Source organism: Ralstonia sp. UBA689 (genome assembly GCF_002298975.1).
GTDB lineage: Bacteria > Pseudomonadota > Gammaproteobacteria > Burkholderiales > Burkholderiaceae > Ralstonia.
In genome coordinates this window covers 172037-187946 of record NZ_DBMV01000021.1, presented here as the reverse complement: position 1 = coordinate 187946, position 15910 = coordinate 172037, and the positions used below count along the sequence as shown (strand labels likewise).

At 64.5% G+C, this 15910-nt stretch carries 15 protein-coding genes; 3 read left to right on the top strand and 12 right to left on the bottom strand.

Annotation, left to right across the window (positions count from 1 at the left end):
• Window positions 1–99: 99 nt before the first annotated feature.
• Window positions 100–1452: a 23S rRNA (uracil(1939)-C(5))-methyltransferase RlmD gene (rlmD, locus tag B4F51_RS09650; protein WP_296225345.1), complete on the bottom strand. Its 1353-nt coding sequence runs from the start codon at window positions 1450–1452 to the stop codon at window positions 100–102.
• A 154-nt stretch (window positions 1453–1606) separates the two neighbouring features.
• Between rlmD and B4F51_RS09645 the strand changes: the two genes are divergently transcribed.
• Window positions 1607–2473 carry an endonuclease/exonuclease/phosphatase family protein gene (locus B4F51_RS09645; RefSeq protein ID WP_296225031.1) on the top strand — a complete coding sequence of 289 codons (867 nt, stop codon included), beginning with the start codon at window positions 1607–1609 and terminating at the stop codon, window positions 2471–2473.
• Between the two features lie 38 nt (window positions 2474–2511).
• Here the strand turns inward: B4F51_RS09645 and rpoS are convergent, their stop codons facing one another.
• The 4 genes from rpoS to surE are packed head-to-tail and all read right to left on the bottom strand — an operon-like array spanning window position 2512 to window position 6210.
• On the bottom strand, window positions 2512–3642 hold the full coding sequence (gene rpoS, locus B4F51_RS09640; protein ID WP_296225030.1) for an RNA polymerase sigma factor RpoS: 1131 nt from the start codon (window positions 3640–3642) through the stop codon (window positions 2512–2514).
• Window positions 3643–3650: 8 nt separating this feature from the next.
• Window positions 3651–4478, bottom strand: a complete 828-nt coding sequence (locus tag B4F51_RS09635; protein ID WP_414706729.1) for a peptidoglycan DD-metalloendopeptidase family protein — start codon at window positions 4476–4478, stop codon at window positions 3651–3653.
• A gap of 1 nt (window position 4479) precedes the next feature.
• Window positions 4480–5439 carry a protein-L-isoaspartate(D-aspartate) O-methyltransferase gene (locus B4F51_RS09630; protein WP_296225028.1) on the bottom strand — a complete coding sequence of 320 codons (960 nt, stop codon included), beginning with the start codon at window positions 5437–5439 and terminating at the stop codon, window positions 4480–4482.
• 15 nt (window positions 5440–5454) lie between these two features.
• Complete coding sequence (surE, locus tag B4F51_RS09625; RefSeq protein WP_296225027.1) at window positions 5455–6210, bottom strand: 5'/3'-nucleotidase SurE; 756 nt, start codon at window positions 6208–6210, stop codon at window positions 5455–5457.
• 188 nt (window positions 6211–6398) lie between these two features.
• Here surE and B4F51_RS09620 point away from each other — a divergent pair, with 188 nt between their 5' ends.
• Window positions 6399–7373, top strand: a complete 975-nt coding sequence (locus B4F51_RS09620; RefSeq protein ID WP_296225025.1) for an NADPH:quinone oxidoreductase family protein — start codon at window positions 6399–6401, stop codon at window positions 7371–7373.
• 77 nt (window positions 7374–7450) lie between these two features.
• On the opposite strand, the gene B4F51_RS09615 is transcribed toward B4F51_RS09620, so the two are convergent.
• From B4F51_RS09615 to B4F51_RS09585, 7 genes are all read right to left on the bottom strand, one after another.
• Window positions 7451–8557, bottom strand: coding sequence for an alkene reductase (locus B4F51_RS09615; protein WP_296225023.1), 1107 nt, complete (start codon window positions 8555–8557; stop codon window positions 7451–7453).
• 94 nt (window positions 8558–8651) lie between these two features.
• Window positions 8652–9281 (bottom strand): TetR/AcrR family transcriptional regulator, encoded by a 630-nt coding sequence (locus tag B4F51_RS09610; RefSeq protein WP_296225021.1) that lies wholly within the window; start codon window positions 9279–9281, stop codon window positions 8652–8654.
• 78 nt (window positions 9282–9359) lie between these two features.
• Complete coding sequence (locus B4F51_RS09605) at window positions 9360–10151, bottom strand: ABC transporter permease (RefSeq protein ID WP_296225019.1); 792 nt, start codon at window positions 10149–10151, stop codon at window positions 9360–9362.
• Window positions 10152–10174: 23 nt separating this feature from the next.
• Window positions 10175–10987: an ABC transporter ATP-binding protein gene (locus B4F51_RS09600; RefSeq protein WP_296225017.1), complete on the bottom strand. Its 813-nt coding sequence runs from the start codon at window positions 10985–10987 to the stop codon at window positions 10175–10177.
• A gap of 61 nt (window positions 10988–11048) precedes the next feature.
• Complete coding sequence (locus B4F51_RS09595) at window positions 11049–12098, bottom strand: ABC transporter substrate-binding protein (protein ID WP_296225015.1); 1050 nt, start codon at window positions 12096–12098, stop codon at window positions 11049–11051.
• A gap of 95 nt (window positions 12099–12193) precedes the next feature.
• Entirely contained in the window at window positions 12194–13408 is a 1215-nt protein-coding gene (locus B4F51_RS09590) for a CaiB/BaiF CoA transferase family protein (protein WP_296225013.1), read from the bottom strand.
• Window positions 13409–13430: 22 nt separating this feature from the next.
• Complete coding sequence (locus B4F51_RS09585; RefSeq protein WP_296225011.1) at window positions 13431–14345, bottom strand: LysR substrate-binding domain-containing protein; 915 nt, start codon at window positions 14343–14345, stop codon at window positions 13431–13433.
• 232 nt (window positions 14346–14577) lie between these two features.
• Between B4F51_RS09585 and B4F51_RS09580 the strand changes: the two genes are divergently transcribed.
• Window positions 14578–15906, top strand: a complete 1329-nt coding sequence (locus B4F51_RS09580; protein ID WP_296225343.1) for a carbohydrate porin — start codon at window positions 14578–14580, stop codon at window positions 15904–15906.
• Window positions 15907–15910: the final 4 nt, after the last annotated feature.

The following is a 15910-nucleotide window of genomic DNA, read 5'->3' as shown; positions in this document are numbered from 1 at the left end:
CCCGCATCTCGCCCGTCACGCTACAGCGTGGCATAGCGAAAAGAACCGGCGCCTGGTGCGCCGGTTTTTCTTTGTGCACATAACGTATGCGACGGCTTGTCAGTCGTGCTCAAACACCGCGATTGACTCCACGTGCGATGTGTGCGGGAACATATTGACCACGCCCGCGCCTGCCAGCCGATAACCGGCTTCGTGCACCAGCAGGCCTGCGTCACGCGCGAGCGTAGCCGGGTTGCACGACACGTAGACGATGCGTTTGGGCAGCAGATCCGCCGCCTCGCCACCGCGTTGCGACAGCTCGGCCAGCGCCTTGGAAACGGCCAGCGCCCCTTCGCGCGGCGGATCTACCAGCCAGCGATCGAATCTCCCCAGCGCAGCGATATCGTCGGCCGTCACTTCAAACAGGTTGCGGCAAGCGAAGGTTGTCTTGGCATCGAGCCCATTGTGCTGCGCGTTGGCAAGTGCACGTGTGGTCAGCGCCTCGCTGCCCTCGATACCGATGACTTCGCGAGCGCGCATGGCCATCGGCAGCGTGAAATTGCCGATACCGCAAAACAGATCGAGCAAGCGATCCGTAGGCTGCGCATCGAGCAACTTCAGCGCCCGCGACATCAGCACACGGTTGATCTGGTGATTGACCTGCGTGAAGTCCGTCGGCTTGAACGGCATCGTGATGCCGAATTCCGGCAGCGTGTACGTCAGTGCACGATCAAGCGGATAGAACGGATACACCGTATCCGGCCCCTTCGGCTGCAGCCAAAACTGCACGGCGTGCTGATCGGCAAAGGCGCGCAACTCGGCCTCATCGGCTTGCGTGAGCGGCTCCAGGTTGCGCAGCACCAGCGCGGTCACATCCTGCCCGACCGCCAGTTCGATCTGTGGCATACGCTGCACGATGGACAGACGCCCCACCAGTTCACGCAACGGCACCAGCAGCGCAGACACCTGCGGCGGCAGTACCTCGCACGAGGTCATGTCGGCCACATAGCTGCTCTTGCGCTCGTGAAAACCCACCAGCACGCCGCCCTTGGCCGCCACGTGGCGCACCGTCAGGCGCGCGCGATAACGGTAGCCCCAATCCGGCCCGGCGATGGGTCGGAATACCACGTCCGGCCGCAGCTTGGCCAGGTGCCACAGATCGTCTTCCAGCACACGCTGCTTGATGGCGACCTGCGCACGCGAATCCAGATGCTGCATTGAGCAGCCACCGCACACACCGAAGAACTTGCACTGCGGCGTCACACGCGAGGCAGACTGGCGCAGAATATTCACCACACTCGCCTGCTCATACGACGGCTTCACGCGATGGCTGCGATACGTCACCCGTTCGCCCGGCAGCGCGCCTTCCACAAAGACGACTTTGCCAGGCGTGCCGTCCTCGTTCGTGAGGCGGCCTACACCGCGCGCCTCACCGTCGAGCGAGAGGATCTCCAGCGGGCCGGCCACGGGCATCTCGGGTTTCGTGCGCGAAGCGCGCGGCGCCGTGGCCGGCGCGGCCGTTGCTGATTCAGGAGACGACGGCGTGACGTGGGGTGCAGCTTGAGACACGGATGAGCCTGAAGAAAATAGGGACAAGGGCGGCATTGTAAGACACCGGAGAACCCGCATGAGCACCGTCATCCTGACGTGGAACATCCAGTGGGGCCGTGGCGCGGACGGGCGTGTCGACCTCGCCCGCCAACTCGCAGAGGCGCACGACATGGCCGATTTCGATGTGCTGTGCCTGCAGGAGGTCACCTCCGGCTTCGGCAGCCTGCCAGGCCACCCGGGCATCGATCAATGGGGCGAGCTCGCCGACACGCTCGGCGTTGAGTACACCGTCATTGGCGGCTTTGCGCTGGAGCGCCATGACGGGCCACATGTGCAGCGCTTCGGCAACGCGATCGCCACGCGCTTGCCCGTGCTGTCTGTCGCGCGCCATGCGCTGCCTTGTCCGCCTGATGCCACGCCCGTCATGCCGCGCATGGCGATCGAGGCGATCGTACAGGCGCAGTTCGGACCATTGCGCGTCATCACTACACATCTTGAGTATTACTCGGAGACCCAGCGGCTGGCGCAGATCGACGCGCTGCGGGCAATTCACGCAGAAGGCTGCGCCCGCGCAGCCCGTCCGTCTGTGCTCGGCCCCGAGCCCGAAGCGGGCCCGTTCCGGCCGCTCACGCAAACTACCGCCACCCTCATCTGCGGCGATTTCAACTGCAAACCGGATTCCACGCCCAAGCGCCTGGCCACCGTGCCGTTCACGCGTGAACCGCCGCTGCATGATGCATGGGAAATCGCGCACGGCTCGACACCGCAGCCGCCCACCTTCGGCGTGCACGACCGCACCGGCTGGTCCGAGGCGGCCTATGCGTGCGACTTCATGCTGATCAGCGAACCGCTGAAATCGCGTGTGTTGCGCGTGGAGGTCAACAGCGCCACGCAGGCATCAGACCATCAACCGATGCTGCTGGAGTTGCGCAATCGCGATTGAAACGGATAGGAATTGCGTGCTTGCGAGACAGCGGCGCTTTACAGCACTGCGTCCTTGCGCACGCCCTGCGAGGCGAAATGCCGCTTGAGCTTGACCAGCGCCTCTTGCTGGATCTGGCGCACACGCTCGCGCGTCAGGCCCATCTCGGCGGCCAGTTCTTCCAGCGTGGCAGGTTCAATATGGTTGAGGCCGAAACGGCGCTCGACCACGTAGCGGTGTTTATCCGACAGCCGCGCCAACCACGACTTCATCAGTTGCGACAACTCGCGATGCGCAACCTCCTGATCCGGCGAAGCGCCATGCTCATCCGACAGGAAATCGAGCAGGCTGGTGCCCGGATCGAGATCGAACGGCGTATCGAGCGAGGTCGTGTGCTCATTGAGCGAGAGCACGTCCTGCACCTCTTCTGTCGTCTTGCCGAGCAGATGGGCGATGTCTTCAAGGCTCGCATCACGGCCGTCCACGCCGCTCTTCTCCAGATGGCGCTTGGCGCGCAGCACCTGGTTAAGCTCACGGATCACATGGACCGGCAGACGGACCGTGCGCGCCTGGTTCATGATCGCGCGCTCGATGCTCTGACGAATCCACCACGTGGCGTACGTCGAGAAGCGGAACCCGCGCTCCGGATCAAACTTTTCGATCGCATGCATCAGGCCGAGGTTGCCTTCCTCGATGAGATCGAGCAGCGGCACGCCGCGGTTCAGGTAGCCCTTCGCGATGCTCACGACCAGGCGCAGGTTGCGCTCGATCATGACCTGCCGCGCCGTGAATTCGCCCGCCTTGGCCAGCGTCGAGAAATGCAACTCCTCGGCCGGCGTCAGCAGCGGTTTGATGCTGATGCGATTCAGGTAGTGCTGAACGGTATCGGCGGCCAGTTCGGCCTGCAGCACCTTGCGGAAGTCTTCTTCCGGCGCAGCCTCCTCCGTCTCCTCAGAGTCTTCCTCGTCTTCGCTGGGCTCGTCGATATTGTCGGAAGAATCGTTCAGATCCACCGGCTCGGAGGTCGACACCTCGTCGATCAAGGCGTCGACAACTTCGATCTCTTCAGCGGGAGGCTGCGCCGCGCCGCGCGCACGCCGCCCCGCGCGCCCGTTCGGGGCGCTTTGGCCATCTGCAGCGTCGATGTTGTCATCGGCGGGGGTGGCGGGGGTGGCTTTCTGACGCGGCATGCATTCCTCTATTGAGGCGGCAGGAAGCGCATTGGATCGACCGGCTTACCGTTGCGACGCACTTCAAAGTGAAGCTTCACGCGATCTGCATCGGTGCTGCCCATTTCGGCGATCTTTTGCCCTTTCTTGACCGTGGATTGCTCGGTGACCAGGACCTTGTCGTTGTTGCCGTACGCGGTCAGGAACGTGTCGTTGTGCTTGATGATGACAAGATTCCCGTACCCACGCAAGGGTCCGACGTGGATCACTTTTCCGTCATCGGCGGCGACCACTGCATCCCCGCGCTTGCCCCCGATGTCGATGCCCTTGTTGCCCTTGTCGTCGAAGCGGTTGAGCAATGTGCCGCGTGCCGGCCAGGCCAATGCGATTGCGCTGTCGCTTGCCTTGGCAGGAGCGCTGGACGAGGCCGCAGGCGGTGGCGTGACCGGCGTAGAGTCGATCGGCTGCGTGCTCGTGGTGCCTGGGCGAACCGGCGTGACGACGGCCCCACTGCTGCTGACGTCAGCGTTGGGCGGCACAACACGTATCAATTGATCGACTTCGATCTGATTCGGATTGGGAATGTTGTTCCAGGCCACCAGATCGCGCGGTGCCTGGCCGTTGCGCAGGGCGATGCTGTACAACGTATCGCCACGCTTGACCCGATAGTAGCCGGGGGGCGGCGGCTCCTGCGACGTGGTGGTCGTGCTGCCGGCACGCGAGGTGCGATCGAGAACGGGGGCTTGGTTGCCGGAGGATGCGCAAGCCGCCAGCAGTGCGGCCGACACCATCGCCACAGCGAGCCGGCCGACGTGTGCGGGGCCTGGACGGTTCATGAAGCTCCGGGAAGTGAACATGCTAAACAGTTCCTGATTTTAACGGGACAAAGAAAACGCCTTCAAGCGCGGTACTGTGAAACTGGAAGCGGCCACGGCGCTCGATCAACACGAGCTGCTGCGTGGATCCACCACTGCGATCGGTGGCGACTGGAGCGATCAGGCGGCCGCCGACGGAGAGTTGGTCGAGCAGCGCCTGCGGTACCTCCAGCCCGGCCGCGGCCAGGATGATGGCATCGAACGGAGCCGCCTTCGGGAGCCCGAGCATGCCGTCGCCATAGTGCAGACGGATGTTTGGCACGCGGAGTGGCCGCAAGTTCGCTTTGGCTTTCTCATGCAGCGGCCGGATGCGTTCGATCGAATACACCTCATCTGCGAGCTGCGACAGGACCGCTGCCTGATAGCCGCAGCCGGTGCCGATCTCAAGCACACGAGAAAGCGGCAGGCCCTGCGCTCGCCTGGGACGCTCGCGCAGCAGCAGCTCGATCATGCGACCGACCACCGAGGGCTTCGAGATCGTTTGCTGATGGCCAATCGGCAGCGCGGAATCTTCGTAGGCCTGCGAAGCCAGGCCCGCATCGACGAATAGATGGCGCGGCACCGCGCCGATCGCGGCAAGCACGCGCGCATCGCTCACGCCGGCTGCCTGCACGCGGCTGACCAGCGCCTGGCGCGCGCGGTCTGATGCCATGCCCCCCGCTGCCGCATGCGCGGCTTGCGTGCGCGCTTGCACGGCGCTCGCAGCCACCGCGCCGACAACACCGTCGACGCCAGCCACACGCTGTAGCGCCGGCGCTGGCGCCTGCGGATTCGACAACCGCTCCGCCGACGCTGCGCGTGCGGGCGTCTGCCGAGGCACGGCGTTCGTTTTTGCGCTCACGCCGGACGAAATGCGAGCCTCGCGCTGCCGCTCCACGGGCTTGCGCTCGACTACCGCATCGAGCGTCAGGGGAAAACGCCGGTCGCGCGAACGTTCAGACATGGGCCACCGCAGCGGTCATGAGGTCTGCCAGCGGCGCACGGTACGCAATTGCGCCGTATCGGTCAGATCGAGCTGCAGCGGCGTCAGCGAAACGAAGCCATTTGCGACGGCATGGAAATCGGTGCCTTCGCTGGCGTCTTTCGCATCGCCGGCGGCGCCGACCCAGAAGATCGGTTCGCCGCGCGGATTGGCCTGTCGGATCACCGGCTGCGACTGGTGCCGCTTGCCCAGGCGCGTAGCACGCCAGCCGGCCAGCTCGCTGTACGGCAGATTCGGAATATTCACATTGAGGAGCATCGGCCCGTCGAGCGGATCGGACAGATAGCGCTCGACTACCTCGCGTACAACACGTTCGGCCGCGTCGAGGTGAGTCCAACCCTTGTCGACCTGCGAGAACGCAATCGACGGGATACCGAACAGATAACCCTCGATGGCGGCGGCGACGGTGCCGGAATACAGCACGTCTTCGCCCATGTTCTGACCTTGGTTGATGCCGGAGACAACCAGATCGGGTTTCTCCTCGATCATGCCGGTCAGCGCAATGTGCACGCAGTCCGTCGGCGTGCCGTTGACGAAGCGGAAGCCCTTCTGCGCGCCATCGGCGGCTTCAAACACCGACAGCGGCCGCTGCAGCGTAAGCGAGTTGGAGGCACCGCTGTGGTTCTGCTCCGGCGCCACCACCGTCACGCGGCCCAGGGAACTGAGCGCGCGGTAGAGAGCGGCGAGGCCCGGCGCGAGGTATCCGTCGTCGTTGGCGATAAGAATGTGCATGGCGCGGATTGTAACCGAGCCAAGTGATGAAATTACGCACGCACACGGCTGCGCATGCTGACAAAAAATCGGACGGCAAACCGTAGGACGCGTCCCTCGCCGAATTGCCCACAGTCGAATCGAACGACCGTGCTTTTATTCGGTTACACTGCCAGACGTTCAACGTCAGATTGATCAGGAGACACATCATGAAAGCCGTCGTCTGCAAGACTTGGGGCCCGCCCGAATCGCTGGTAATAGAAACGCTGCCGGACCTCTCGCCGGGCGCCGGCGAAGTCGTCATCGATGTGAAGGCTGCGGGGGTCAACTTCCCCGATGTGCTGATCATTCAGAACAAGTACCAGTTCAAGCCGGAGTTGCCGTTCACGCCGGGCTCGGAAGTGGCGGGCGTGGTGAATGCAGTGGGCCAAGGTGTATCGCACGTCAAGGCGGGCGACCACGTGATTGCCTTCCTCGGTCAGGGTGCGTTTGCCTCGCAGGTCAAAGCATCGGCCAAGGTCGTGATGCCGATGCCGCCGGGCATGGCGTTCGACACGGCTGCGGCGTTCACCCTCACCTATGGCACGTCGCACCACGCGGTGGTCGATCGCGGGCAACTGAAGGCCGGCGAGACGATGCTGGTGCTGGGCGCGGCCGGTGGCGTGGGGTTGGCGGCCATCGAGATCGGCAAGGCCATCGGAGCACGCGTCATTGCCGCGGCGTCGAGCGACGAAAAGCTCGCGGTCTGCAAGGATCACGGCGCCGATGCGCTGATCAACTATTCGACCGAAGACCTGCGCGAGCGCATCAAGGAACTGACCGATGGCAAGGGCCCAGACGTGATCTACGACCCGGTCGGCGGCATCTACGCCGAGCCGGCGTTTCGTTCGATCGCCTGGCGCGGCCGCTATCTCGTGGTGGGCTTTGCCAACGGTGAGATTCCGAAGATGCCGCTGAACCTTGCGCTGCTCAAGGGCGCATCGCTGGTGGGTGTGTTCTGGGGCGAGTTCGCACGCCGCGAGCCCAAGGCGAACCTGGCCAACATGATGCAGATGCTCGGCTGGATGCAGGAAGGCAAGATCCGCCCCCATATCTCGGCGCGCTATCCGCTGGAGCAGACCACGCAGGCGCTGCTCGACATGGCGGCGCGCAAGGTGACGGGCAAGGTCGTGATCCAACCCTGAACGCCATCGGCGATTGACAAAAAAGCCGCGCGGGCGACAAACCCGTGCGGCTTTTTCGTTGGTTTGGCGGATGCCGGTCAGGCAGCTTCTTCCAGCGTCGGGTAATCGGTGTAGCCCTTTTCCTGGCCGCCGTAGAACGTCGAGCGGTCCGGCTTGTTCAGCACGGCACCGGCGCGGAAGCGCGCAACCAGATCCGGGTTGGCGATGAATGGACGGCCAAACGCCACCGCATCCGCCAGACCCGAGGCGACCATTTGTTCACCCTCTTCTGCGCTGTATTGGCCGCAAACGATCAGCGTGCCCTTGAAGGCGTCGCGCAGTTGGCGACGGAAGTCGGTGGACAGTTCGGGGCCACCTGCCCAATCCGGCTCGGCGATGTGCAGGTAGGCGATGCCGCGCTTGGTCAGTTCGCGTGCCAGGTACAGCGCGCTTTCCTCGGCCTGCGCGTCGGCAATGTCATGCGCGACGAAGTGCGGCGAGAGGCGGATGCCGATGCGATCCGCGCCGATCTCGGCGATGGCCGTGTCGACGACTTCCAGGATCAGTCGTGCGCGATTTTCCAGCGAGCCGCCGTACTGGTCGGTGCGCTGATTGCTGTTGGTCGACAGGAACTGGTGCAGCAGGTAACCGTTGGCGGCGTGAATTTCGACAAAGTCGAAACCGGCACGGCGTGCACGCAACACGGCCTGGCGGTACTGCGCGATGATGCCCGGGATCTCTTCCGTGGACAGCGCGCGCGGCTCGCTGGTCGGCACGTTGCCCGGCGTGCCGTCGGGCTGCACGACAAAGCTCTGCGCCCCCTTGGCGACAAGGGCTGACGGCGCAACCGGCGCCTGGCCGTTCTCTTGCAACAGCGTGTTCGAGATGCGGCCCACATGCCAGAGCTGCTGCGAGATGCGACCGCCCTTTGCATGCACGGCGTCCACCACGGCCTTCCAGCCAGCTTCCTGCGCATCGGTGTACATGCCAGGCGTCCAGGCATAACCCTGGCCCTGGCGGGAGATCTGCGTGGCTTCCGTCACGATGAGCCCGGCAGTGGCGCGCTGCGCGTAGTAGGTGACGTTCAGCTCGGTCGGCACATCACCCGGCTGGCCAGCGCGCGAACGCGTGAGCGGCGCCATCACAACGCGGTTGGCAAGGGTCGTGTGGCCAACCTGGATGGGAGACAGCAGTTGTTGGGGCATCTTGGCTCCTGAGAGAGACTATTCGACCGGTCATCTAGAACCAGCAGTAAAGAAAGGCGAGGGCGTACCTCACCGACAATGCATTCAATGACGATCAGTGCCTAGGTTTGGCCAGCAGGGCTTCGGTCTGCGCTATGCAGCTCTGGAACGGCGCGACGGAACGGTGCGCCTTGGCCAGCAGCGCCCCGCCCATCCACATTGCATACAGGCCTTCGGCTAGGCGGCGCACATCGGCCACCGGCGCGAGGGAACCGTCAGCCACCGCTGCATCAATCGCCACGGCAATGCGTTCGACCATGCGGGCCATGCCCGCCGACAGCACCTTGCGCATCGGCTCGGACAAGTCCGACACCTCGCCCGAGAGCTTGACTGCCAGGCAGGTGACCTCGCAGGCGCTGCGCTCATGCAGGTCGATCCAGGCCATGAAATAGCGCAACAGCCTTTCGCGCGCGGTGATGCGCGTGTCGTTGAACAGGCTGACGACGCCCGCGTCGTAGTCCTGGAAATAGCGCTCCAGCATGGCAACGCCAAAGTCTTCCTTGGACCCGAAGTAGTAGTAGAACGAGCCCTTTGGCACCTGGGCGCGGCCGAGAATTTCCGCCAGCCCGACCGCCGAGAACCCGCGCCCGAGGATCAGCTCGGCGCCAGCGTCCAGGATGCGGTCGCGGGTGTCGTGCCGGGCTTCGGCGCCTTCAGCAGTGACGGGGTCGGGGTGCTTGCTCATGATGGGTTGGATTGTAGTAGACCGACCGTCTAGTTGCATGACCCTATCTCAAGAAGGGTCGATGTGACGTTCTGGCCCTCAGAGCTTTTCAGTTTCGCCGGTCTTCGGCTGCCAGCGCATCAGGCGCTTTTCCACCATACCGACGAGCCAGTCGAGCACCAGTGCAAACACCGTAAGCACGACGATGCCGGCAAACACGGTATTGATATCGAAGGTGCCCTCGGCCTGCAGGATCAAGTAACCGACACCGCGCGCTGAACCCAGGTATTCCCCCACCACCGCGCCCACGAAAGCCAGCCCGACCGACGTATGCAGCGACGAGAACACCCAGCTCATTGCACTCGGCAGGTAGACGAAGCGCAGCAGTTGCCGCTGCGATGCGCCCAGCATGCGCGCATTGGCCAGCACCACCGGGCTCACCTCCTTCACGCCCTGGTAGACGTTGAAGAAGACGATGAAGAACACCAGCGTCACCGCCAGCGCCACCTTCGACCATATCCCCAACCCAAACCACACGCCGAAGATGGGCGCCAGGATCACGCGCGGCATCGAGTTGGCCGCCTTGATGTACGGATCAAGCACCGCCGATGCCGCCGGACTCAGCGCCAGCCACAGCCCCGCTCCCAGGCCAGTCGCGGTGCCGATGGCGAACGCCAGCACGGTTTCAGCCAGCGTGACACCGAGGTGCAGGTAGATGTCGCCTTCAGTCACGAACCACGCCCAGATGCGTTGGGCGACGATCAGCGGTTCACCGAAGAAGAACGCGACGTCTTGTGAGCGCGTGGCGAAATGCCAGACCAGCAACGTGACGACCAGCAGGCCAAGCTGCCAGGCACGCAACGAGAATCGGGAAAGTGGACGATTTGCCATGTGAGAGACCGATCAGATTTGATTCAAGCTACGCGGCGATGCTGCGCATAGCCCTTGAGCACTTCTTCGCGCAGCACATCCCAGATGCGGGCGTGCAGATCGACAAAACCCGCTTGGTCGCGAATTTCCGCCACGTCGCGCGGGCGCGGCAGGTCGATCACGAACTCGCCGATCGGGTGGGTGCCGGGCCCGGCCGACAGCACGACCACACGGTCGCTCATGGCAATGGCTTCGTCCAGATCGTGCGTGATGAAGAGCACCGCCTTGCGCTTGGCGGCCCAGAGGGCCAGCACCTCGTTCTCCATCAACTGGCGGGTCTGGATGTCGAGCGCGGAAAACGGCTCGTCCATGAGGATGATGTCGGGGTCGAGCACGAGCGTCTGCGCCAGGCTCACGCGCTTGCGCATGCCGCCCGAAAGCTGATGCGGATAGCGGTCTTCAAACCCGGCCAGCCCCACGCGCGCCAGCCACGACATCGCCAGCTCGCGGGCCTCCTTGTCGGGCATGCCACGGAATTCCAGCCCGGCCAGCACGTTGTCCAGCGCGCTGCGCCACGGCATCAGCGCCTCGGCCTGAAACATGTAGCCGGCTCGGCGGTTGATGCCGACAAGCGGCTCGCCAAATACCCTGACCTGCCCCAGGGACGGCTGAAGCAACCCCGCCGCCAGGTTCAGCAAGGTGGATTTACCGCAGCCGGTGGGGCCTACCACCGAGACGAACTCGCCGGCTTGCACATCCAGCGTCGTGTTCTGCACGGCGGTGTAGCGCTGGCCCGGTTTGTCGGGCGAGATGAAGGTGCAGGTGATCTGATCAAACGAAAGCGCGGGCGTCGTCATGGTGTCTGCCACAAAGCAATGCGCCCGGACGGACCGGGCGCGGGATGAAAGTCTGCGGGACTCAGTGGTACTTCGCGTTGGCCTTCTGCACGAAGGTGTTGGTGAAGGTCTGGTCGAGCTTGATCGGCTTGCCCTTCACTTCCGCGTCGAATTCGGACAGCGTGCGCTGCGCCGTGGCCGGGCCGTCAGCCGGCATCGTGCCGTCTGGCGAGATGGCTTCGCGCACCTTGTCCCAAGCCGCCAGATACAGCGCGCGATCGCCCAGCAGGTAGGCTTCCGGCACCGTCTTGACGATGTCGGACGGGCCGGCCTTCTGCAGCCACTTGAGCGCGCGCACCATCGCGTTGGTCAGCGCTTGCGTCGTGTTCGGGTTCTTCTGGATGAACGAGGTTGAGGCATACAGGCAGCCGGCTGGCATGTTGCCGCCGAACACCGCCTTGGTGTCGGCCAGTGTGCGGGTGTCGGAAATCACGCGTACTTCATTCTTCTGCGTGAGCATCGACATAACCGGGTCGAGGTTGGCCAGCGCGTCGATCTGCCCGGCGCGGATGGCCGCGATGGCACCGTTGCTCGGCCCCACGCCGATGATCGAGACCTCATTGGGCTTGATGCCAGCGCGTGCCAGCACGTAGTTGACCATGATGTTGGTCGACGAGCCCGGCGCCGTCACGCCGATCTTCTTGCCCTTCAAGTCAGCAATCGACTTGTAGTTGGGCATCGTCTTGTTGTTGACCGCAAGGACGATCTGCGGGGCACGGCCCTGCAGGACGAACTCCTGATAGTTCTGCCCCTTGGCCTGCAACACCAGCGTGTGTTCGTAGGCGCCGCTCACCACGTCGGCGCTGCCGCCCACCACGGCCTGAAGCGCCTTCGCGCCACCGGCAAAGTCGACGATCTCAACGTCCAGGCCTTCGTCCTTGAAGTAGCCGAGGCGCTCGGCAATGGTCAACGGCAGGTAGTAGAACAGCGCCTTGCCGCCCACGGCGATGGTGACTTTGTTCTTCTCAGGCTTGCCCTGGGCCAGCACAGCGGAACTGGCCGCCAGCAGGCTCGCCGCGCAAAGTGCCGTGCCCATCCATTTCGCCCAACGGCTGATGCCTCGTGTCCCCATGCTCGTCTCCTGAAAAGCGTTCTTCTGCGGCGTTGATTGCCTTGGCGGCGAGTTTAACGCAACGTTTTGCCACACAACATGCGGGATCGTCCTAGCTACTGGGTATGCGTGGCTTCCGCGATGACGCCTTGCGCGGCCAGCGCATCGATCTGCGCGTCGCTCAGGCCGTGGCTGCGCAACACGTCGCGCGTGTGCTGACCCAGGCGCGGGGCGTTGGTCTGCACCGCGCCCGGCGTACCCGAGAGATTGGGCACCACGCCCGGCATCTCCACGTCGATGCCCGACTGCGCGCGCACCGTTTCGATGACGCCGCGCGCGCGGTAATGCGGGTCGGCAGCGATGTCGGCGATGGTGTAGATCGGGCCGCATGGCACCTCGGCTTCGTGCAGCGCGGCCAGGACATCGGCGATGGGCAACGCGCCCGTCCAGGCGTTGATGGCGGCGTCGATTGCTTCTGCGCGGGCGGCGCGGCCGTCGTTGCGGGCCAGGCCCGGATCGTCTGCCAGATCCTGCCGGCCCATGCGCTGCATCAGACGGCGGAAAATGTTGTCACCATTGGCAGCAATCAGCACGTACTCGCCGCCGGCGCAGCGGTACGCGTTGGATGGCGCAATGCCCGGCAACGCACCACCGGCCGGCTGGCGGATGGCACCAAACACGGAGTATTCCGGCAACAGGCTCTCCGTCAGGTTGAAGACCGATTCGTACAGCGCCACGTCGATCACCTGCCCCTTGCCGCCGCGCGCATCCCGCTCATACAGGGCAAGCAACACGCCGAGCGCACCATGCAGGCCAGCGATGGTGTCGCCCAGCGACAGGCCTGCGCGCGCGGGAGGGCGGCCGGGCTCGCCGGTCAGATAGCGCAGGCCGGCCATGGCTTCGGCAATGGCCGCAAAGCCGGGCTCGTCGCGCTTGGGGCCGGTCTGGCCGTAGCCCGACACGCGCAGCATGATGAGCTTCGGGTTGATGGCAGAGAGCGCCTCGTACGACAGGCCCCACTTTTCCATCGTGCCCGGGCGGAAGTTCTCGATCAGCACATCGGCCTCGGCGGCAAGCTTGCGCACAACGTCCTGCCCTTCGGGCACGCGCAGGTCAACGCAGACCGATTGCTTGTTGCGCGACTGCGCCTCCCACCAGACCGAGGTGCCTTCATGCAGCATGCGCCATTTGCGCAGCGGATCACCCTGCCCCGGCGGCTCGATCTTGATGACCTGCGCGCCGAAATCGGCGAGCGTCTTGGCGGCGAATGGCCCGGCAATCAACTGCCCGAGTTCGAGCACACGGATGTTCTGCAAAACCTGTGTCGGCATGGTCGTATGAAGAACGTTGAATTCAGAGCGCGGCAGGGCTGCCGAGCAGATGCGTCATCAAGAGGCGCGCGGAGCTGGTCAGCGCATCGGGGTCGCGCACACCCACCAGCAGGCGGCGATGGGCCCAGTCGTCTTGCAGCGGCACCAGCGCGAGGCCTGCGCCCGGCAGGCTCGACACGTGCCCCTGCGCGGCAATGCGCGGCAGCACGCCCACGCCCAGCCCCGAGGCGACCATGCGGCAGACGGCTTCGAAGCTGCGTACCTGGATGCGCAGGCGCAGCGGCTTGCCCAGGCGCTGGCTCTCTTCGAGCAGTTGTGCCGCCAGCGACGTGCCTGGCGGCAGGCTGACGAAATCGAAATCCGCCGCGTCGGCAAAGCCCACCTGCTTGCGCCCGGCCAGCGGATGGCCGCGCGGCGTCACCAATGCAAGGTCATCTTCGCGGTAATCGAACGATTGCAGCCCCTCGCACGGCGTGCCGGCAGCAAAGATGCCTAAGTCTGCCCGATTCTCTCGCAGCGCGGCGACGATATCCCCGCTGTCCTGCTCTTCCAGCGCGATGCGGATGGCGGGGTTGGCCAGCATGAAGGCAGCCAGGTCATCCGCCAGGAATTGCGTGATCGACGAGGTGTTGGCCCACACGCGCACCAGCCCGCGCGTGCCGGCTGCAAAGTCCGACAGCGCGCCGGCCATGCGCTCGACGTCCTGCAGAATACCCACCGCATGGCGGAAACACGCCTGACCCGCCTCGGTCAGCTCCACACCGGCGGCATGGCGGTACAGCAGCGGCGCGCCCACGGCTGCCTCCAGGTCGGAAATGCGCTTGCTTGCCGCAGCCACGGCCAGATGTGACTGCCGCGCCCCGGCTGAAATGCTGCCCAGCCGGGCCACCGCCACAAACAGGCCAAGGGTGACGAGATCGAAGCGGGCGAGGTTCATGATGTGGTTGAAAAAACGCGACAGGTCGTGTGCGAGCGGTGCCGGTTTTCACCGGTTGGTCATGTCACGGCGTTTACCATGGCCGGGTTTTTGCCCGTTCCGAGCGCACAAGCTTCGAATTGTAAAACCTGCCCCCTTTGTTGCGCCCATGCCCTTGCTGTTTCTTCGCACCAACGCCCGACTCTCCTTCCGCCGCCCCAAGCAGGCGCGTGCCAGTGCTGCCTCGCAAGCCATGGCAGCCATCATGCTGGCGCTGAGCGTGCAGGGCATCGCCCTGGCGGCCGACGCCCCAACCATTGACACCCCCACCACGGACATCCCCGAACCGGAGCGGTGGAATGTGCACGGGCAGTTCACCAACGTCACGCAATGGCATCCGTCGTTCCGGTCCCCCTATAGCGGCGACAACAGTCTGGACCCCGGCAGCGACAACAGGGAAACGACCGACCTGACGCTTTACCTGGGCGTGCGCCTGTGGAAAGGCGCCGAGGTGTACGCCAACCCGGAAGTCGACCAGGGGTTCGGCCTGAGCAATACCGTCGGCCTGGCGGGCTTCTCCAGCGGCGAGGCCTACAAGGTCGGCAATAATGCCCCATACCACAAGCTGCCGCGCCTGTTCCTGCGGCAGGTGATCGACCTCGGCGGCGAGCAGCAGGCCGTGGAGTCCGGCCCCAACCAGCTTGCCGGCAGCCGCTCGGCCGACAATCTCACCATCACCATCGGCAAATTTTCGGTGGTCGATATCTTCGACACGAACACGTATGCGCATGACCCGCGCGGGGATTTTCTGAACTGGGCGGTGGTCGATGCCGGCGCGTTCGACTACGCAGCCGATGCCTGGGGCTATACGCACGGTCTCGCGGTGGAATGGACGCAATCGTGGTGGACGCTGCGCGGCGGCATCTTCGCGCTGTCGGTCGTGCCCAACAGCGTCACGATCGACACCACGTGGAAGCAATACCAGTGGGTCGGCGAGTTCGAGGCGCGTCACAACTGGTTCGGTCGCCCCGGCAAGGTCAAGTTGCTCGCCTTCGCCAGCCGCGGACGGATGGGTGGCTACAGCGATGCCGTGAACCTCGCGCAGCAGACTGGCAACACGCCGGACACCGGTCTCGTACGACGCCTCGCATGGCGCCCGGGCATCGCCCTGAACATGGAGCAGGAAATCACCTCCGACCTGGGCGCTTTCGCTCGGGCCAGCATGAACGGCGGCAGCAAGGAAACCTACGAGTTCACCGACATCAACCAGTCGGTGTCGGCCGGACTCTCGCTCAAGGGCACGCAGTGGGGACGGCCGAACGATACGTTTGGCGCTGCAGTCGTGGTGAACGGCTTATCGCACGCAGCGCGGCAATACTTTGCCGCAGGCGGCATGGGTGTGCTGATCGGTGACGGTGCGCTCAACTACGGTACCGAGCGCATCGCCGAGTTGTACTACAACTGCGCTGTCATCAAGCACCTCACGCTCGGCCTGAACTACCAGTATGTCGTTCACCCCGCCTTCAATCGGGATCGCGGGCCGGTTTCCATCACGGGCGCACGCGTCCACGCGGAGTTTTAGATCG